15 protein-coding genes are annotated in these 20,770 nt (G+C 37.1%); all 15 read left to right on the top strand.

What is annotated here, in order from left to right:
- Nucleotides 1-28: 28 nt before the first annotated feature.
- The 15 genes from HMPREF2758_RS00365 to mutS all read left to right on the top strand — a co-directional run bounded on the left by HMPREF2758_RS00365 (nucleotide 29) and on the right by mutS (nucleotide 20,769).
- Nucleotides 29-1,039 carry an ABC transporter ATP-binding protein gene (locus HMPREF2758_RS00365; protein WP_070608457.1) on the top strand — a complete coding sequence of 337 codons (1,011 nt, stop codon included), beginning with the start codon at nucleotides 29-31 and terminating at the stop codon, nucleotides 1,037-1,039.
- Nucleotides 1,039-2,001, top strand: coding sequence for an ATP-binding cassette domain-containing protein (locus HMPREF2758_RS00360; protein WP_070608455.1), 963 nt, complete (start codon nucleotides 1,039-1,041; stop codon nucleotides 1,999-2,001). Before HMPREF2758_RS00365 ends, HMPREF2758_RS00360 begins: the two co-directional genes overlap by 1 nt.
- A gap of 1 nt (nucleotide 2,002) precedes the next feature.
- Nucleotides 2,003-2,965 carry an oligopeptide ABC transporter permease gene (opp4B, locus tag HMPREF2758_RS00355; protein WP_016647690.1) on the top strand — a complete coding sequence of 321 codons (963 nt, stop codon included), beginning with the start codon at nucleotides 2,003-2,005 and terminating at the stop codon, nucleotides 2,963-2,965.
- An 11-nt stretch (nucleotides 2,966-2,976) separates the two neighbouring features.
- On the top strand, nucleotides 2,977-3,906 hold the full coding sequence (locus HMPREF2758_RS00350) for an ABC transporter permease (protein ID WP_070608454.1): 930 nt from the start codon (nucleotides 2,977-2,979) through the stop codon (nucleotides 3,904-3,906).
- Nucleotides 3,907-3,994: 88 nt separating this feature from the next.
- Entirely contained in the window at nucleotides 3,995-5,776 is a 1,782-nt protein-coding gene (locus HMPREF2758_RS00345) for an oligopeptide ABC transporter substrate-binding protein (protein WP_070608452.1), read from the top strand.
- A 111-nt stretch (nucleotides 5,777-5,887) separates the two neighbouring features.
- Entirely contained in the window at nucleotides 5,888-6,592 is a 705-nt protein-coding gene (rnc, locus tag HMPREF2758_RS00340; RefSeq protein WP_016647693.1) for a ribonuclease III, read from the top strand.
- A complete protein-coding gene (gene smc / locus HMPREF2758_RS00335; RefSeq protein WP_016647694.1) occupies nucleotides 6,593-10,144 on the top strand; it encodes a chromosome segregation protein SMC in 3,552 nt (1,183 codons plus the stop codon).
- A gap of 120 nt (nucleotides 10,145-10,264) precedes the next feature.
- Nucleotides 10,265-11,071, top strand: coding sequence for a Cof-type HAD-IIB family hydrolase (locus tag HMPREF2758_RS00330; protein WP_016647695.1), 807 nt, complete (start codon nucleotides 10,265-10,267; stop codon nucleotides 11,069-11,071).
- Nucleotides 11,072-11,086: 15 nt separating this feature from the next.
- Nucleotides 11,087-12,118 (top strand): signal recognition particle-docking protein FtsY, encoded by a 1,032-nt coding sequence (gene ftsY / locus HMPREF2758_RS00325; protein ID WP_016647696.1) that lies wholly within the window; start codon nucleotides 11,087-11,089, stop codon nucleotides 12,116-12,118.
- 79 nt (nucleotides 12,119-12,197) lie between these two features.
- Nucleotides 12,198-13,232 carry a helix-turn-helix domain-containing protein gene (locus HMPREF2758_RS00320; protein ID WP_016647697.1) on the top strand — a complete coding sequence of 345 codons (1,035 nt, stop codon included), beginning with the start codon at nucleotides 12,198-12,200 and terminating at the stop codon, nucleotides 13,230-13,232.
- A 1-nt stretch (nucleotide 13,233) separates the two neighbouring features.
- Nucleotides 13,234-13,818 carry a CDP-diacylglycerol--glycerol-3-phosphate 3-phosphatidyltransferase gene (gene pgsA, locus HMPREF2758_RS00315; RefSeq protein WP_016647698.1) on the top strand — a complete coding sequence of 195 codons (585 nt, stop codon included), beginning with the start codon at nucleotides 13,234-13,236 and terminating at the stop codon, nucleotides 13,816-13,818.
- Nucleotides 13,819-14,004: 186 nt separating this feature from the next.
- On the top strand, nucleotides 14,005-15,147 hold the full coding sequence (locus tag HMPREF2758_RS00310; RefSeq protein ID WP_070608450.1) for a CinA family protein: 1,143 nt from the start codon (nucleotides 14,005-14,007) through the stop codon (nucleotides 15,145-15,147).
- Between the two features lie 62 nt (nucleotides 15,148-15,209).
- On the top strand, nucleotides 15,210-16,271 hold the full coding sequence (gene recA / locus HMPREF2758_RS00305) for a recombinase RecA (protein ID WP_006907492.1): 1,062 nt from the start codon (nucleotides 15,210-15,212) through the stop codon (nucleotides 16,269-16,271).
- A gap of 176 nt (nucleotides 16,272-16,447) precedes the next feature.
- Entirely contained in the window at nucleotides 16,448-18,007 is a 1,560-nt protein-coding gene (gene rny, locus HMPREF2758_RS00300) for a ribonuclease Y (protein ID WP_070608448.1), read from the top strand.
- Between the two features lie 152 nt (nucleotides 18,008-18,159).
- Nucleotides 18,160-20,769 (top strand): DNA mismatch repair protein MutS, encoded by a 2,610-nt coding sequence (gene mutS, locus HMPREF2758_RS00295; protein ID WP_070608447.1) that lies wholly within the window; start codon nucleotides 18,160-18,162, stop codon nucleotides 20,767-20,769.
- The last annotated feature ends 1 nt before the right edge of the window (nucleotide 20,770 follow it).

The following is a 20,770-nucleotide window of genomic DNA, read 5'->3' as shown; positions in this document are numbered from 1 at the left end:
AGGATTGATATAATCTAGGAGGTTAGAAATGAAATCAAATGAAATTTTATTAGAAGTCAAAGATGTCCATGTTGGCTTCAGAATTAAAGATGACTATTATGATGCAGTCGACGGAGTTTCATTCTCGTTGGCTAGAAATGAAAAGCTCGCAATTGTGGGAGAATCAGGCTGTGGGAAATCAACCCTTGCTACAGCCATTGTTGGCTTGCATGATCGCTTGAATACTAGAATTACAGGCGAAATTGATTATAAGGGAGATAACTTAGTTAATTATTCTGAGTCAGACTTTAACAAGATTCGTGGGAATGATATTGCGATGATTTTCCAGGATCCATTGGCTGCGTTAAATCCTTTGATGAATATTGGCGAACAAATTGAAGAAGCGCTCTATTATCATACTAATCTAAATAAGAGCCAGCGTCGACAAAGAGTTCTTGAATTATTAGATCAAGTTGGGATTCCTAAACCGGAACGAATGGTTAAACAATACCCTCATGAGTTATCCGGTGGGATGCGTCAACGGGTGATCATTGCGATTGCGTTATCATGTAAGCCTCCGATTATTATAGCTGATGAACCGACAACCGCTTTAGATGTGACGATTCAAGCCCAGATTCTTGATTTGCTAAATGATATTCAAGATGAGACTGAATCCGGAATTATTCTGATAACTCATGACTTAGGTGTTGTAGCTGAAACAGCGGATCGTGTTGCAGTAATGTATGCAGGACAAATTGTTGAATTGGCACCTGTTGAGCAATTGTTTAATAACCCTTTGCATCCTTATACTCGCTCCTTACTTAAGTCAATCCCTCAGTCGAATGATATGGTCGACGAAAAAGGAGATTTACATGTGATTCAAGGAGTTGTCCCAGCATTACAATATTTACCAAGAACAGGTTGTCGCTTTGCAGATCGAATTCCTTGGATTTCTGCCGATAAACATGAAGCCCATCCTGAACTTCACGAGGTAGAACCAGGACACTTAGTTCGTTGTACTTGTTATCAAGATTTTTATTTTCCAGAGGAGGGTGAATAATGAGCGAATTCTTAAGTATTGAAAATTTAAAAGTTCACTATCCTATTCGATCAGGATTTTTTAATCGTATTACCGATTACGTTTATGCCGTAGATGGCGTAGATTTACATTTTGAAGCTGGTAAAACTTATGGATTGGTTGGAGAATCAGGTTCAGGTAAATCAACGATAGGTAAGGCGATTATTGGCTTAGAAAAATTAACCGAGGGTAAGATTATCTATGACGGCCAGGATGTCTCTAATTCTGCCGCGAGTCGACGGTCTGAATATCGTCGTAATGTTCAGATGATTTTCCAGGATTCCTTATCATCCTTTGACCCCAAAAAGAGGATTCGGGATATTTTAGCAGAACCAATGCGTAATTTTACTTCGATGACGCCGGATGAAGAGTGGCGAAAATCAATCGAACTTCTGGAAATTGTTGGCTTAACCCAAGATGCCTTAGGTAAATATCCCCATGAATTTTCGGGAGGTCAAAGACAACGGATTGGTGTAGCTCGAGCTGTTGCCTTAAATCCTAAATTAGTTATTGCAGACGAACCAGTGTCTGCTCTGGACTTATCAGTTCAAGCACAAGTTTTAAACTTTATGAAACGAATTCAACAAGAGTATAATGTGTCCTACTTGTTTATCTCTCATGACTTGGGTGTTGTTAAACATATGTCTGATGAAATTGCGATTATGTTTAGAGGTCGCTTTACAGAATACGGGCGCAATCATGAAATTTATGCCGATCCACAACATATTTATACACGACGATTATTATCTGCAATTCCACATGTGGATCCAAATAATCGTGAAGAAAATAAAATTAATCGCCTAAAAGTAGAAAAAGAATATCGCCAAAATTCATCAACCTATTTTGATGAGCAAGGTAAGGTTTATGATCTTAAAAAGATTAATGATCATCATTATGTTGCTTTAAAAGAACTGTCGCAGCTTGAAAAAGGAGGAGTGAGATAATATGTGGAAAACAATTTTAAGACGGATTATAATCATGATTCCACAAATTCTTATTTTATCCATTATTGTCTTTGCTTTGGGAGCCATGATGCCAGGGGATGCCCTAACAGGGCTGATGGATCCGACGATTGATGCAGCACAAGTTGCAGCTATGCGAGAAAGCCTAGGTCTTAATAAACCATGGCATATCCGTTATTTCGATTGGATTGGTAACATTTTGCACGGAGATTTAGGACGTTCTTGGCATCACCGTCAACCGGTTATGAATATCATTGGTCAACGAATCATGCCGACTGTTCAATTGTCTTTATTGACTGTTATTCTTTCTTATCTCTTGGCATTGCCACTAGGTTTGTTATCTGGTCGTTATAATAATAGCTTCTTTGATAAGGCAGTTAACTTATATACGTTTATCACATATGCAATTCCTTCATTTGTGTTAGGACTCTTTATGATCTGGGCTTTTGGTTATACATTACATTGGTTCCCAACAACAGGAACGGTTGCACCAGGAATGAGCCCTGGAACTTTGGATTATGCCTTATCCAGATTGCATCATATAATTTTACCAGCAATCACAATGGCCTTATTGTCAACTACCTCAACGATTCAATATCTTAGAACGGGTGTGATTGACGCTAAGTCAGAAGATTATGTGCGTACAGCCAGAGCTAAGGGTGTTCCTGAGTCAGTGATTTATCGTAAACATATTTTTAGAAATTCAATCCTACCAATTGCAGCTTTCTTTGGATTTACCATTACCGGTCTTTTAGGTGGTTCGGTATTTACAGAAACTGTCTTTACTTATCCTGGAATGGGCCTATTGTTCGTAGAATCAATCAACTTACGAGATTTCTCAGTGATGCTAGCCATTACTTTGCTTTACGGCTTGATGACTCTCTTAGGTTCATTACTATCGGATATCATCATGGTCTTCGTAGACCCACGTATTCGGATTAAATAGGAGGGATTTTAATGGCAGAAAATAATACTCAAATACCATTACAAGAAGAAGTTTTGGAGGACAATCAAGCCGTATCTAAACCACCGATGGGGTGGGAAGTAGTGGTGAGAGAATTTGCTAAGGATAAGATTGCTTTAATCTCATTAGTAATTCTTTTAATCATCATTCTAATGGCAGTTATTGGACCATTCTTTATTGATGAATCTCAAGCCTCATTGGTTAATATTTTTGACCGTTATAAACAACCAGGGACGGATGGATTTATTTTAGGAACGGACGATGCTGGTCGTGATGTTTTGCATCAATTAATTTTAGGAACCCGAAACTCTCTTACGATTGCTTGGTCGGTTACCATTTTAACTGCAGCTTTTGGGACCCTCATTGGATTAATCGCAGGTTATTATGGAAATCATGTTGATAATTTAATCATGCGGATTGTGGATTTCTTGATCGTTTTACCAACAACGATGATTATTATCGTGGTGGTAACCATTGTTAAACGATTTGATCCATGGACTCTGATTTGGATTATCTCTTGCTTCGGTTGGATGGGGCAGACAAGGCTTGTTCGTACCGCATCACTATCAGAGGCCTCTAAGGACTATATTCAAGCATCTAAGACCATGGGGACGCGAGACTGGAAGATTATGCTGACATCTCTCTTACCAAACCTGTCGTCTTTAATGATTACGAATTTGACGCTTTCTTTTGCTGGAAATATTGGTCTTGAAACGGGACTATCTTTCTTAGGATTTGGTTTGCCTGTTGGGACACCTTCCTTAGGAACATTAATTGGTTATGCACGGACGCCCGATGTTATTCAAAATAAAACCTGGGTATGGCTTCCAGCAACTTTATTAGTTCTTGTGATGATGCTTGCTATCAACTATATTGGACAAGCTTTCCAACGAATTGCTAACTCAAAACAACGTCGTGGTTAATAATAAATTAAAAAAATATTAAAACAGACTTGCCTATTTTTAATACTTTAGTTATAATACAATCAATCACTAATTTGGAGGGTTGCAAATGAAGAAATCATTTAAAAAATTATTTACAAGCTTGTTAACAACAGTAACGTTATCAGCTACAGTCTTATCAGCAGTTACAGGCTTAGTTGCGGCAGAAGAAGCTGAAAATCTTGATTTTTCACCAAGTGTGACAAATGAAGGTGAAAAGGTTGAAGGAGCTACATTAAATGTTGCTTTAACTTCTGATACACCATTTGCGGGTGTTTTAAACAATATGCTCTATTCAGGTCAACCTGACTCAGAAGTTATTAATTACTTTAATCCAGGATTATTTGGCTATGACGAGAACTTCCATTTCGATGAATCTGGCTTTGGTAAGGTTGAGTTGGATAAAGATGCAAAGACAGCAACCATTACCATTCCGGAAGGTGAAAAATGGGAAGATGGCGAGCCGATTACAATTGAGGATGTCATTTTCCCATATTATGTGATTGGACACCCAGACTATACTGGAATTCGTTATGGTTCAGATTATGAGAATATTGAAGGTATGGAAGAATACCATAATGGTGAAGCCGATGAAATTTCAGGTCTTGAAAAAGTTGACGACTATACTTTAGTGGTTCATTATAAAGAGTTTCCTAACTCAATGACTCAAGCGGGTGGCGGCGTTTCTTCATATATCGAACCAAAACACTACCTAGAAGATATTCCAGTAAAAGACTTAGAAGATTCTGAACAAGTTCGGGTTAAACCGATTGGATTCGGTCCATTTAAGATTGAGTCCATTCAACCTGGTGAATCTGTAACTTATACGGTCAATGAATATTATTATAAAGATCGTCCAGGTGTTGATAAGGTGATCTTGAAGGTAGTCAACCCATCATCTGTTGTTGCAGAATTAAAAGCAGGCAACATTGATGTCGCTAGTGTTTCTTCGTCTGATTATGAACAATTCCAAGATGCTAAAAACTTTACAGTCTTAGGAGCTATTACTAACTCTTATAGCTACATTGGCTTCAAGATGGGTACTTGGGATAAAGAAAATGGGAAAGTAGCTTATGATCCTGATTTAGTAACTAGCCAAAAAGCCTTACGTCAGGCAATGGCTCAAGCGATTGACTTACAAGCAGTTTCCGATAATTTCTATCACGGCATTCAACAGGTCGCTAAAGCACCTATTACACCAAACTTTACAGAATATTTGAATCCAGAAGCTAAAGCTTATGAATTTAATCCAGAAGCAGCTAAGCAAACATTAGCCGATGCAGGATTTAAAGATACCGATGGCGATGGTTTCGTTGAAGATCCAAAGGGTGAAAAATTCAAGCTATCGTATGCAGCCATGTCAGGAAACTCTGTTCAAGAAGCTATTGCACAATACTATATTCAATCTTGGCAAGCAGTCGGAATTGATATTGAATTATTAGATGGTAAGCTTCATGAATTTAACTCCTTCTACGAACGTGTTGGATCCAAAGGTGAAGATGATCCAGCCGTTAATGTATACGGTGGAGCTTGGGGAATGGGAGGAGACCCTAACCCAACTGGATTGTATGGTCCAGAATCTATGTTTAACTTCCCTCGTTGGGAAACAGATGAACATAATGAGATCTTAGGTCGCATTAACTCATCTGATTCCTTTGACGAAGAATTTAGAAAACAAGCCTTCAATGATTGGCAAGCACTGATGCATGAAGAGTTACCAATCATTCCTACTTTCTGGCAATCAAATCTTAAAGCAGTAAATAATCGTGTCTCTAACTGGGATATCCAAATTGGTTCTCACTTAGAATGGTCAGATATTTATGTAACAGCAGATAAACCAATAACTGAATAGGTTCTATTAAAAAGTGACTGGGCAACCAGTCACTTTTTTTGCATATATTTTTGTGCAAGAGCAGGAAATTTGGTAGAATAACTTCAGTAAAAGAAAGAAGATGAGGTCACTATGCAATCTTTACATGCTTTTTTAAAAGATCAATTTCATATTAAATTTAATAATAAAGATTTATGCCAGCAGGCTTTTTATCATACTTCCTATGTCAATGAAAATAGACGGTTAATTGCCATTGGCTCCAATGAACGTCTAGAATTCTTAGGTGATGCAGTCTTAGAAATATTAGTTTCTGATTTTTTGTTTAATACTTATCCCAATGAGCCTGAAGGGACATTATCTCGTATGCGAGCTCAGCTTGTTCGTGAAGATAGTCTGGCTCATTTAGCACGTTGTATGCATTTTGAGGATTATTTACGCTTAGGAAAGGGAGAATTGGCCAGTCATTCTAATCAAAGGGATTCATTATTATCGGATTGTTTTGAAGCTTTCTTAGGTGCTTTATATCTTGATCAGGGAATGGATATTTGCCAAGCATTTTTGAATCAACTTTTTTTATCTAAACACCAACAATTTTTAAAAAGTGCAAAGCAAGATTATAAGACGCAGTTTCAAGAATTGGTTCAAGAAAAAGGTAGTGTTAAAATTGAATACCAACTCCTTGAAAAATCAGGTCCAGCTCATCATCAACTATTTACGGTTAGTCTCTCATTAGAGGGTAAAACAATTGCTAAGGCGAGTGGCTATTCAAAAAAGGAAGCTGAAATGCTTGCTGCTAAAGAGGGGATTAAAGTTTATCTTGAAGGGAAAGATAATTAGGTGTATTTATCAAGAATTGAAATGTCAGGCTTCAAATCTTTTGCTAACAAGACAAGCATTGAATTTGATCAGGGAATGACAGCGATTGTAGGGCCAAATGGTTCTGGTAAATCAAATTTATCCGAAGCGATTCGTTGGGTTCTAGGGGAGCAATCAGCTAAGAGTCTTCGCGGAAGTAGAATGGAAGATGTGATTTTTAATGGATCTCAAGCCAAAAAGGCTGTTAATTATGCCAGTGTAACTTTGGTTTTGAATAATGAAGACCGTTATCTCGATTATGACCAGAATGAAGTTGCCATCTGCCGTCAATATCACCGAAATGGGGATAGCCTTTATTTTATTAATAAGCAACCAGTTCGTTTGAAAGATATCACGGACTTGCTATTAGATACTGGAATTGGGCGGAATTCCTTCGCCATGATTTCTCAGGGGAAAGTCGAATCTATTTTTCTTAGTAAGCCGGAGGAAAGACGAGGAATTTTTGAGGAAGCGGCTGGTGTGCAACGATATCAGGTTCGAAAAGCTGAAGCGGAAAGAAAGTTAGTAAGGTCTAGAGATCATTTGTCGAGATTACGAGATATTCTCCATGAATTGAATAGTCAATTGGAACCTCTCAAATTACAGTATGATACAGCTTTAATTTATCAAGAAAAATCTCAATTATTGAAAAATCAAGAATTATCCTTATATACTTTTGAAATTGGAAAAAATAAAGAAGCTTGGGAACAAGGACAAAAGGAATTAAACATTTGCCATGAACAATTACAAAGTTTGGTAGATCAAAAACAAAAAACAGATCAAATTTTAATGTCCAATCAAAATCAGTTAGATCGTTTAATTGAAACAATTGATGAGAAAAGTCTTACGATTCAGGACCAAGCGAAATTATTGGAACAAAGAAAAGGGAAGTTACAAATCTTACAGCAAGACCTCCGCTATGCTAAGCTAAATCAAGATGATCAAAGCGAGCAAAAAGAAGCTTTAAGCAATCAATTGACGGATAGTCAACAGGCAAGTGTGGTACAGAAAGAGAAAGTAGATCAATTGACACTTGATATTCAATCGCTTGAGTTGCAATTGACTGATCTAAAAAGTCAGATTCAAGCGATAAAAGAGACCGAATCAAAAAATGAGGAAGATATTCAATCCGATCTATTTGATTATTATCGTCAGGAAAGTCATTATAAAAATCAAGTGAATCAATTCGATCAAATTCAACAACGTTTCTTACAGAAAAAGCATAATATTGAAGAGGCACAGGAGCAAGTTCTCAATCTTTTTAAAGAATGGGATGATGTGTCAAATCAATTAGATGCGAAAATGAAGATGGTACAACAGGATCATATTCTAATAAAAAAAGACTTGAGTAAATGTGATTTGGTGCTTCAAGAATTATCACAAGATTTGAATAATAAGGAACAATTTTTCTACAAGTTGCAAGAAAGCTATCAAATGTCAAATGCAAAATATCAATCTTTGCTTCAAATGCAAGAAGATTACGCTGGTTACCATCAAGGTGTACGTTTTGTCATGCAACATCGCGAACAGCTTCAAGGTATCGAAGGGACAGTAGCGGATGCCATCCAGGTTGAGCCAATTTATCAAGAGGCCATTGATACTGCGTTGGGGGCGAGTTTACAGAATATCATTGTTACGGATGATTATGCTGCTCGCTCAGCGATTCAGTTGTTACGAAAGAATCAAGCGGGACGAGCAACTTTTTTACCTCGAAACAATATTAAAGGCCGTAAAATAGCTGACTATCAATTAAATAAAGCTCAGCAGAATGAGGGATTTATCGGATTAGCCAGTGATTTGGTAAGTAGCTCAAGAGAAAATCGCGAAATAGTTGAGCAGCTTTTAGGTACATGCATCGTCGTTAATGATTTAGAATCTGCACAATCTTTAGCAAAAGCAGTTAATCAACAAGCGAAAATTGTCAGTTTAAAGGGGGATTTAATCCTTCCAGGAGGGGCAGTGACTGGTGGTAAGAATCATCATAAACGAAGTTCTGTATTAAGCCGACAAAGCCAATTAGCTCAACTTGAAGAAGCTTTGAAACAGGATCGGTTACAATTGAAAGATGTTAAAGAACTGATCACAAACTATCGGCAAAAGCAACAAGAGAATATGCATAGGCGTGAACAAAGTGAGAAAAAAATACAAGATCTTTTATCAGAATTAGAAAGTTTACGCAGCCAACAGGAACAGATAACTAATCAAAAAGAACAAAAAGACTTACAATTAGCCATCAAAAAAGATGACTTTGAAATGGCTAAAACTGAATTTGAACGCGAAAAAGAACAATACAAGGCTAATTTACAGACCTTAGACCAACTAAAGGCAAAGATTGATGCAGGAAATCAAGCTTTAAAAAATTGGCAAACGGATCAAGGTCAAAAACAGGAAAAGCTAGATTCTCTTTTAAATCAATCGAATACTGTGAAGACAGAATTGGCCGTTAAGAATATGCAGTTGGTGCAAGAAAATAAACAATTGGAAGGGCTGAAACATTCGATTGAGAAGTTAGCTAATCAACTCGAAGAAAATCAAGAGAGCAATCGATCGAGTCAAGAACAAATTAATCAACTACATCAAAAAATACAAACCCTTAGTCAGCTTATCCAGAGAGAGGAACAGACTTTGGTTCAAGCTAAAGATGCTATTGAAAACTTGAAAGTTCAGCGTAAGTCGCTTAATGGAGAATTGCAATCAGATCGTGAAAATGAAAAAGACCTTGAAGCAAGGCTTCAGAAGTTGTATCAAGAAGAAGCACATCTTCAAGCTAGTATTGATCAGTATGATCGATCGATGGATCAACAGTTAACGTATTTAAGTGAAGCTTATCAAATTTCCTTTGAAGCAGCTAAGGCTCAATCCAAACCGATTGATAACGTTAGACAGACTAAGGATTTGGTGAAGCGTTTAAGGCGGGAAATTGAACAATTAGGGCCTGTAAATCTTCAAGCACTTCAAGATTATCAAGGATTGCAGGATCGATATGATTCCATGAAAGTTCAAGAAACTGATCTTTTGAAAGCGATGGATCAATTGCAAGCAACGATGGATGAGATGGATCAAGAAGTTGAGAGTCGTTTTAAGATAGCCTTTGAAGCAATTAACCATCAATTCAAGCAAACTTTTGTCGCTTTATTTGGAGGCGGCAGAGCTTATTTAGTGTTAACTGATCCCAAGGATCTACTAGTAACTGGAATTGATATTGTGGCGCAACCTCCTGGTAAAAAGAAACAGAATTTAGCATTACTTTCAGGGGGAGAACGTGCTTTAACTGCGATTGCGCTGCTTTTTGCCATTTTACAGACAAAAACTGTCCCCTTTGTTGTTTTGGATGAGGTTGAGGCAGCCTTAGATGATGCGAATGTGTATCGTTATGGACAATATATACAGAATTTTGCCCATCGAACACAGTTTATTGTGATAACCCATCGTAAAGGGACTATGGAGTATGCAGATAGTTTATATGGAGTAACTATGCAGGAGACCGGGATTTCCAAATTGGCCTCAGTTAAATTAGCACAATTCAATGCTTAATAAGAACAATAAATTTAAGGGCGTGCTAGAAATAGCGCGCCTTTTTAAAAGTTTCTATGATATAATTAGAAGCATTAGATTGGATGATCGCGTCTTTTGAAAAGGAATGGATTATATCGTATGATAAAATTAGTGGCAATAGATTTAGATGGGACACTTTTAAATGATGAAAAAGGCGTGGATCTTGAAAATATAAAAGCCATCCAACGAGTAAAATCATTGGGAATAAAAGTGGTTATCTGTACGGGACGTCCTTTATTTACCGCTAAGCCAATTATTGACTTATTAGGTCCTGTCGTCTCGGAAGATTATTTGATTATTTATAATGGCGCAGTGTTATATCGCTTGGATCAAAAGAAATTGATCTATCAAAAACATCTTTCACTGTTGGATTTAAAATTTTTCAAACAGCTAATGGATGAGCTTGATATGCCGCTCAACGCACTCACGTTAGATACTATTTATGAATCGCCAAAAATCATTCCTGGCCGTCCCAATTTGTATAAGAAGGCCTTTCCTAACGCGCCATTTGAAAAGAAAAACTTTGATGATTTCACTGAAGATCAGACCTTCTTAAAATTTGTAGTGACAGCTGAAGCGAGTTTTTTAAAGCAACAAATGGCCAAAATTCCTAGATACTTATGGGATGATTATTCCATTTGTTTATCGCATCCTTTTCAATTAGAAGTGATGGCAAAAGAAACGTCAAAATCACAGACGCTGAAACGATTAGGGGATTATTTATCCATCTCAATGAAAGAGGTTCTTGCTTTGGGGGATCAATTAAATGATATGGATCTACTTCAAGTAGCCGGAATCGGCGTGGCAATGGAAAATGCAGACGATCGGTTGAAAGAGATTGCTGATTTTGTTACAAAGTCCAATAATCAAGCTGGTGTAGCTTATGCATTGGATCATTTTATTTAAAGATTGGAGGCCATTATGGGATTATTAGATCGAATTAAACGAGCATTTACTGGTGAAGACAAGGTGATAAAAAATCAAATACCTGACCAAGAAGAAAAATTAGTTTTAGAAAAATATGATAAAGGCTTAGAGAATACGCGTCAGTCATTTGGTGAAAAGATTAGTCAATTATTTACTGGTTGGCGCGAGATTGATGATTCTTTTTATGATGAATTAGAAGAGTGCCTAATCAGTGCAGATGTAGGTTTTGATATGACTTTGGCTTTAAGTGATGCAATTCGTCAAGCAGTAGAAGATCAAAATGTTTATAAGATTGAAGATGTTAAGCGGGTCATGCTTGAAGAAATGGTGGCCATCTATGAAAAAGAAGGTAACGATTCAGTTGCATTAGCAGAAAATTCAGATGGGCCAAGTGTCATTTTATTCGTCGGTGTTAATGGTGTTGGAAAGACCACTTCTGTTGGGAAAATTGCCTATCAACTAAAGAATTCAGGGAAAAAGGTCTTATTAGCTGCGGGTGATACTTTTAGGGCAGGGGCTACGGAGCAATTAACTGTGTGGGCGGAACGATTAGGGATTCCAGTTGTTACTGGTCAAGAAAAAAGTGATCCTGCTTCTGTAGTCTTTGATGCAGTAAAATTAGCTAATCAGGAACATTACGATTATTTATTGGTTGATACTGCTGGTCGACTTCATTCGAAGGCAAATCTAATGAATGAATTAGCCAAAATGAAACGAATCATTGAACGTGAAAATCCAAACGGCGTTCAAGAGGTCTTATTAGTTTTAGATGCAACAACGGGCCAAAATGCATTAACCCAAGCTAAGCAATTTAATGACGCGACAGAAATTACGGGCCTTGTGCTAACCAAATTAGATGGTACAGCAAAGGGAGGGGTCATTTTATCAATTCGTTATGAGTTAGACATTCCAGTAAAATTTATTGGTTTAGGGGAGCAAGCAGCTGACTTACAGCCATTTGATGCTGAAAAGTATATGTATTCATTGATAAAAGATCTCATTGAAAATAAAGATATCAATGCTTAAATAAAGCAATAATCTATTAGATGATCCATAGAAGCTATGCTATAATATTCTTGATCATGTAAAAAAGGGAGTAATGGTGATGAGCGAATTAGGAACTCGACTTAGAGAAGCACGAGTGAATAAAGGATATACGCTGAATACACTTCAGCAGATGACTAAAATTCAAAAAAAATACCTTCAAGCTTTGGAAGAAGGTCGTTATGATGAAATTCCTGGTAATTTTTATATCAGAGCTTTTGTTAAGCAGTATGCAGATATGGTAGGCTTAGATGGAGACCAATTACTAAAAGATTACGAATCTGAACTTGATGTAACGAGTAAACCAGTCTCAAGCTCTCTAGATGATCAAGATCAAGATCGACTTCCAAGTCGTGTGAAGGCTAGACATTCTTTGAATGATCGTAGTCAATTAGAGATGATTTTGTCTTATATCCCTTTATTTATCTTAACTTTTATTATTATCTTAATTATTATTATCCTAGCTTTAGCAATTCGGGATCTATCGAAAAAGGATTCGGATACGGATTCCATGACTAAAACTGAAACCAGTGTTGTTCAACCGGTAGAGCCCGACTCACACCCAGAGTCGACGAAAGAGGATGAATCAACGAAAGAAGAAGATTCTTCAGCAGGTAGTTTAGCAGAAAATCAAATGCGAGTTGGTCAAGCGGTGATTAGTCTGGTTTCAAATCCTGGGGAAGAAAAGACTTATAAACTAGAAGGTGACTGGAAAGACTATACATTCACTTTAAAAGCAGCTGGCTTTGTATGGTTAGGCATCTATGAAGATGGTCAAATGGTTGAGGATCGAACGGTTAATCAAGGAGAAAGTTTTGATTACGTGGTTGATAAGCCTGTAAAAGAGATTCGTCTAGAGATTGGATATCCCCAAGGAGGAAGCTTTGCTGTAAATGGTCAAACGGTTGAAGTAGACCCTAGCGTTCCATATTCGATCAAATTTATCGCTAATGATCAAGCTGATTCATCAGATCATCAGGATAGTTCACAAGAGAATGCGGTTGAGCTAACTTCAACTGAAAATAGTGAACCAAGTTCAACAACCGGATTCCAAGGACCAGCAGTTTACGATCCAGCCAATAGAAGGAGTCGTTAGGATGAATATTGCGAATCGTCTAACATTATTTCGAATGGGATGTATTCCAGTTTTTGTTCTCTTACTAACCCTGAATATTGACTTAGGAGAGATTACATTATGGAATCAGACACTACCCTGTATTGATTTTATAGCTGGTTTACTTTTTGCTATCGCTTCTTTTACGGATTATCTTGATGGATATCTCGCTCGTAAATATCATTTAATTACTCAATTTGGCATATTTTTTGATCCGATGGCAGATAAGCTGCTCGTTATAGCAGCCTTAGTATTGTTAGTGGCTAGAGGTGACTTATCTGCATGGATTTGTATCATTATTGTCAGTCGTGAGCTATTGGTAACAGGTTTACGTGTTCTTTTAGCTCAACAAAATGGGCGTGTTTTAGCTGCGGCATGGCCTGGAAAGGTGAAGACATTTACTCAAATGTTTGCTATTTTATTTTACCTTTGGCATGACTTGGGCTTTCACTTTTTACCATTTTCAATGGCAAAACTCCTTATCTACTTGTGCTTAATATTTACAATTTATTCTGGGATCGATTATTTTTGGAAAGGTCGTTCAGTCTTTTCCAATACCATTCAGTAAAGAACAGGCTATGACCATGGGTCATGGCCTTTTTAAACATAAAATATTAATTCTTCCTATTATTACTCATAAATTGAATTTTCCAGAATCCGTTAAGGTATAACAATCAAATCATGAGTAAAAGCATGGGGTTTAATAAAATAGCGCAATTGTAACGAGATAGAATATCTAATATTAGGAGGTTATATGAAGGCAATAGTCATTAAGTTATCCGCTGAGTCTGATAAGGAAAAAATATCCGTTCGGCAAGAGGTTAAAACCATAGAAGCAATATCTGCATATGGAATTGAATCTTCCTACCAATCCATTAAAGATAATCCGCAAATCCTTGGGGAGAAACTGTCATTATTATCTACTGAATATGATTTAATGCTTATAATTGGGTCGGAAATCTTAATTGATCGTTCTTTAATTTTCGATATTCTTCAGAATCATTATTTTCTAGAACATTTTTCAATCGCTTTTGTAAATGAACAGAAGCAAGTAATTAGGCTATTTAATGGAGAAAAGAATTCAGATTCTCTTAAGAGTATTTATTTATTGCCAAATGTTTCTAACGTAGAGGATCAGTTATTTAATGAATCGATCAGGGCTATTTTACAAGATTTTATGACTTGGAATGCTTCATCTCAGATGAAGTGTTTAAATTTTCTAATGGATAATAAGTCATCCTTTCAAGAAATAATTCTTTCTCAGATGAAGTCCTTTAAAGTAAAAAAATACTTGATTATGGAAGATGAGGGAATTATGCAGCTTATACTCTTTGATTCGATTAATACAACAAACTTTATCGATCAAATGAGCCAATTGTTCCCTCAAAATTATCTTGCTTCTGGAATCAATTTTTCTCTGGAGGAGTGGCTTGTTAGACGGTTGAGTCAAAGGCGTCAAACTATTTCAACGGCAGAAAGTATCACGGCAGGCTTAGTATCTAGTCGGCTATCCATGGTATCTGGAGCCAGTCAAGTGTTAAAAGGGGGGATGGTTGTCTATCAAAGTATCATGAAAGATGTACTGCTAGGTATTGATAATCAATTGACCATAGGCGATCATGTCTATAGTCATGCTTGTGCTAAAGCAATGGCTCGAGCAATTCAAACAAAAACACAGTCAGATTTTGGACTATCTTTGACAGGTGTAGCAGGTCCGGGGGGAGACATGGGACACCCTGCCGGTCAGGTTTTTATTGGGATTGCCCAAAAGGGGCATGAAGTTGAATCTTATAAGTACCAATTTAATTTTAATGATAGAAATCAAGTTCGGATAAGAGCCTGTCGACAGGCCTTACTCTTATTAGCTCAAAAAATATTATCGAACAAATGTTCTTAAACTGATTGAAATAATTTTAATAAATGGTAAAATATACTTAGACAGAGAAGTGGAGGAAGAATATGGTAGATGCAAATCGTCAAAAAGCCTTAGATCAGGCCTTAAAAAATATTGAAAAAAATTTTGGTAAAGGGGCTATTATGCGCTTGGGTGAACAAGCCGATGTTAAAGTCGAAACGATACCTTCTGGCTCCTTGGCCTTAGATGTGGCCTTAGGTATTGGTGGCTACCCAAGAGGACGAATCATTGAATGTTATGGTCCGGAATCTTCAGGTAAAACAACTGTAGCCCTTCATGCGATTGCTTCGGTGCAAAAAAATGGTGGCCTGGCTGCTTTTATTGATGCAGAGCATGCCTTAGATCCAACATATGCTGCACAATTAGGTGTTGATGTAGATAATCTTTTATTATCACAACCGGACACGGGTGAGCAAGGATTAGAGATTGCCGATGCATTAGTATCGTCTGGTGCCATTGATATCGTGGTCGTCGATTCAGTTGCAGCATTAGTTCCAAGAGCTGAGATTGAAGGAGAAATGGGAGACTCTCATATTGGTTTGCAAGCACGTTTAATGTCACAAGCTATGCGAAAATTATCGGGATCGATTAATAAAACCAAAACGATTGCTTTTTTCATCAATCAAATTCGAGAAAAAGTCGGTGTTATGTTTGGTAACCCAGAAGTGACACCTGGCGGTCGCGCTCTAAAGTTCTATTCTTCCATTCGAATGGAAGTACGGCGACAAGAAACTTTAAAACAAAATGGAGATGCTTACGGTAACCGCACACGGATAAAAATTGTTAAAAATAAAATGGCCCCACCTTTCAAGGAGGCCCTAGTGGATATCATCTATGGTCAAGGAATCTCACAAGTTGGTGAATTGGTAGATATGGCGGCTGACCTGGATATTATTAACAAGGCAGGTTCATGGTACTCCTATCATGAAGAACGGATTGGTCAGGGGCGTGAGAATGCCAAACAATATTTATTAGATAATCCTAATTTGAAAGATGAGATTGAAGGGTTAGTTCGTCAACATTTTAATATGAGTGGGACTTCTAATAGTAAAGAAAATGAACTTTTATCCGATGAAGTAGATGAACAGACGCTGTTGGATATCTAGTTGAATGATTAATCGCATGCTTTAGGGCATGCGATTTTTTTAATTATATTTTTTTTAATACAAGCATAAGTATTTGACACTTCTTAGTAATAAACGTATTATTAAGAGTGTGGGAAACCACCAGTTTATGTTTAGTCAATTAGCATGAAAAATTAAATATTACGGAGGTGATACTCATGGATTTTATGTCTTTCGCCTTCGCTAGCCTTACCTTAATCATTGGAATTACGATTGGATATTGGATAAAACGATTTATTGATCAAAAAAGAATAGCAGGTGCACGAGAAAATGCAGATGCTATTGTGAATGATGCTATTAATCAAGCTCAAATTTTAAAGCGTGAAGCTTTATTTGAAGCGAAGGAAGAAAATATTAAATATCGTAATGAGATCGAGACGGAATTAAAAGAACGCCGTCAAGAAGCAACGCGTTTTGAAAATCGTCTCATACAAAAAGAAGAAAATTTGGATAAAAAGAGTAATAATCTGGATAATCGAGAAAGCCTATTAGAAAATAAAGAAGCTGACTACTTAGAAAGAAAAGAAGCAATTGCTCAAAAAGAAGTTGAAATTGAAGAGACTCTTTTGAAGCAAAAAGCTGAATTAGAAAAAGTAGCTCAAATGTCTCGAGATGATGCAAAACAGATTGTATTAAATGAGACAGAAGCTGAGCTTTCAAATGAAATAGCAATTATGGTTCGTGATGCTGATCAAAAAGCTAAAGATGAAGCTGATCGTAATGCTCAAAGTATTATTCTACAAGCAATTCAGCGTTCTGCAACAGATATCGTCACCGAAAATTCTATTACGGTAGTTCATCTACCAAATGACGATATGAAAGGGCGAATTATAGGACGAGAAGGTCGGAATATTCGTACACTTGAAAGTCTAACAGGGATTGATTTGATTGTGGATGATACACCTGAGACGGTCGTTTTGAGTGGTTTCGATCCGATACGTCGTGAAATTGCTGGTATCGCATTGGAAAAACTAATGCAAGATGGTCGAATTCATCCAGCTAGAATTGAAGAGATGGTAGAACGTGCTCGTAAGGAGATGGATGAAAAAATTCGCCAAGTAGGAGAAGATGCTGTCTTTGAGGTGGGAATTCATTCGCTTCATCCTGATCTTATTAAAGTTCTTGGACGTTTAGCTTATCGGACGTCTTACGGACAAAATGTGCTTAAACATTCGATTGAAGTAGCTAAGCTAGCTGGTGTGATGGCTGGTGAGTTAAATCAAGATGTTGTTTTAGCTAAGAGAGCCGGACTATTGCACGATATCGGTAAAGCTTTAGATCAAGAAATTGAAGGTTCGCACGTTGAGATAGGTGCTGAAATTGCCATTCGATATAAGGAGCCAGAGGTCGTCGTAAATACAATTGCTTCTCACCATGGAGATACTCAAGCGACATCTGTAATCGCAGAGTTAGTAGCAGTGGCTGATGCTTTATCAGCTGCTAGACCGGGAGCCCGGAGCGAGTCCTATGAAAACTATATTCGACGATTACAACAACTCGAAGAAATTGCAACAGATAGTCAAGGCGTTGTGAAGGCCTTTGCGATTCAAGCAGGACGTGAAGTTCGAGTGATGGTGGAACCAAATCAAATTTCTGATGCTAAAGCAGTTGTTCTTGCTCGAGAAGTTAAAACACGAATCGAAAATGAAATGAAATATCCAGGTAAGATTAAAGTAACGGTTATACGCGAAACTAGAGCCGTAGAGTATGCTAAATAATCAAAAGAGGTTGCTATGCAACCTCTTTTTCTTATGAATAGATATTGAGTGAAAATTAGCTCTTAAGGAAAAAATCTTATATAATAGATATATTAGGGAATACATATATACGAAGATCATAGAACAGATGATTTAGAAATGAGAGTGGTTAAATGACGAAATCAAAAGAAACGCCTATGATGCAACAATATTTTTCAATTAAAAATCAATATCCTGATACCATTCTCTTTTTCCGATTAGGGGATTTTTATGAGATGTTCTACGACGATGCTTTGCTAGCTTCTCGTATTCTAGAGATTACGCTGACCTCTAGAAATAAAAAAGCTGACGATCCCATTCCTATGTGTGGGGTTCCTTTTCATTCTGCAACGGATTACATACGACGATTGGTTAAGGAAGGATATAAGGTTGCGATTTGTGAGCAACTTGAAGATCCACGTTCGACCAAGGGAATGGTTAAACGTGATGTGGTTAAAGTTATTACACCAGGAACGATCTTAGTTGAGAATGCAGTCAGTCAGAAAGAAAATAACTATTTAATCACTTTATTTAATCGTCAGTCTACTTATTATTTGGCCTATTGCGATCTTTCAACTGGGGAAAGTCGGATAACATCGACGAAGGATTGGACTCAATGCATTAGTGAATTTCAAACAATTGATCCTTCCGAATGGGTTTACGATCCAGAAGACTATAATGGGCTAGATGAGCAAGCTTTTAATGAATTGAAAAGCAAGACCAAAGCATATCCTTCCGCTTTCCATAAATCTGATGAAAATTCGCCTTCAGTTTTAAAAATGGAATCTGATCAGGGAGTGGAAACTGAAGATCAAAGTAAAGTGCTAGATTATTTATCAGCTTATCTTTATGCTACTGCTAAACAAAGTTTAGATCATATGCAGAAAGTTCAAGCTTATGAATTAAGTCAGTATCTGCAGATGAACCCCTATACAAAAAGTCAATTAGAATTAACAGAGTCATTACGAACTCAAAAGAAAAAAGGTTCACTATTATGGTTACTGGATCAGACTCAAACCGCTATGGGGGGGCGTTTACTTCATCAGTGGTTAGATAAACCCTTATTATTCAAGCAACCCTTAATGGACCGTCATCTGAAGGTAGCAGCCTTAATGGACCACTATTTTGCCCGCCTAGATATCCAAGAACATTTAAAAAAAGTCTATGATCTAGAGAGATTGGTTACAAAAATCTCTATGCAATCAGTCAATGCGCGAGAGATGACCCAATTAAAAAGAAGCTTAGCGGCTTTGCCGGCGATTAATAAAGCGTTGGAGTCAATTAACCAAGATATCCAACAAAATGGAAGAGAACCCTTTGTTTTACTCAATGATTTTACATCGTTAAGAATCTTATTAGATCAAGCTTTGGTTGATGATCCACCAATTTCTATTACTGAAGGAGGGTTTATCCGCACAGGCTATGATGAAGAGTTAGATGACTATCACCAGGCACTTGAGCATGGGCAAGAATGGTTATTAGACCTACAGGAAAGAGAAAGACAGCATACTGGCCTAAAGACTTTAAAAGTTGGCTACAATAAAGTCTTTGGTTACTATATAGAGATATCTCGTCTTCAAGCAGGCCAACTTGATGATGAAAGGTATATTCGAAAACAAACCTTAGCAAATTCTGAACGATTTATCACGGAAGAATTGAAGTCTATGGAAGAACGAATTCTACAAGCCCAAGAAAAGGCGGTTCAATTAGAATATGCGCTATTTATTGATCTTCGTGAAAAAATCAATCAATATAAGGAAGCTCTTCAGGAATTGGCAAAGAATTTGGCGAGTTTGGATGTATTAGCAGGTTTTGCCAGCTTAAGTGAATCCAATCACTATGTTCAAGCTGAAATCAGTGATTGTCCGAAAGATGTTCAATTAGTGGAATCTAGACACCCAGTTTTGGAACAGTTAATCGGTTCAGAATCATTTGTGGCCAATGATTTATCACTAACGCCAGACCAATTTGTTCTATTATTGACCGGGCCTAATATGTCTGGTAAATCAACCTATATGCGCCAAGTGGCTTATGCAGTCATTATGAATCAAATTGGTTGTTTTGTTCCAGCAAAGAAAGCTAGTTTACCGCTTGTTGATCAAATATTTACAAGAATTGGGTCTTCAGATGACCTATCTGCTGGTCAATCAACCTTTATGGTTGAAATGATTGAGACAAACTATGCCTTGGCCAATGCCACTAATCGGTCTTTGATTTTGTTTGATGAGATTGGTCGTGGTACGGCTACTTTTGATGGCATTGCTCTAGCTCAAGCGATTCTTTACTATATCTGTCAAAAGGTTGAAGCAATGACAATTTTTTCAACTCACTATCATGAGTTAGTGGATTTGGAAGATCAGCTCACGCCTTTAGTTAATATTCATGTTGGAGCAGTTGAGGAACATGGAAATTTAGTGTTTCTTTATAAGATTCTAAAAGGGCCAGCAGATAAGTCCTACGGGATTCATGTAGCGAGACTTGCTGGTATGCCGGATGAATTATTAGACCATAGTCAAGAAGTGTTAGATGAATTAGAAGAAAAAGCGCATTATCTTTGGTCAAAAAATGCTAAAAATAATGAAGATAGTGTCATCAGAAGAGCTCAACCAGCTGAGAAAATCCAATCAACATGGTTAGAGTCATCGCTTGAGAAGTTAGATCTTAATCAATTAACACCTTTAGAAGCATTAAATCGATTAGCCCAATGGAAAAATCAACTTAATCAAGTCAAAAAGGAGGAGTAAT

The sequence above is a fragment of the Facklamia sp. HMSC062C11 genome, from assembly GCF_001810675.1.
In the GTDB taxonomy this organism is placed as follows: Bacteria; Bacillota; Bacilli; order Lactobacillales; family Aerococcaceae; genus Facklamia; species Facklamia hominis.
The sequence above is the reverse complement of the archived record's forward strand: the minus strand, read 5'-3'. Positions and strand labels throughout refer to the sequence as shown.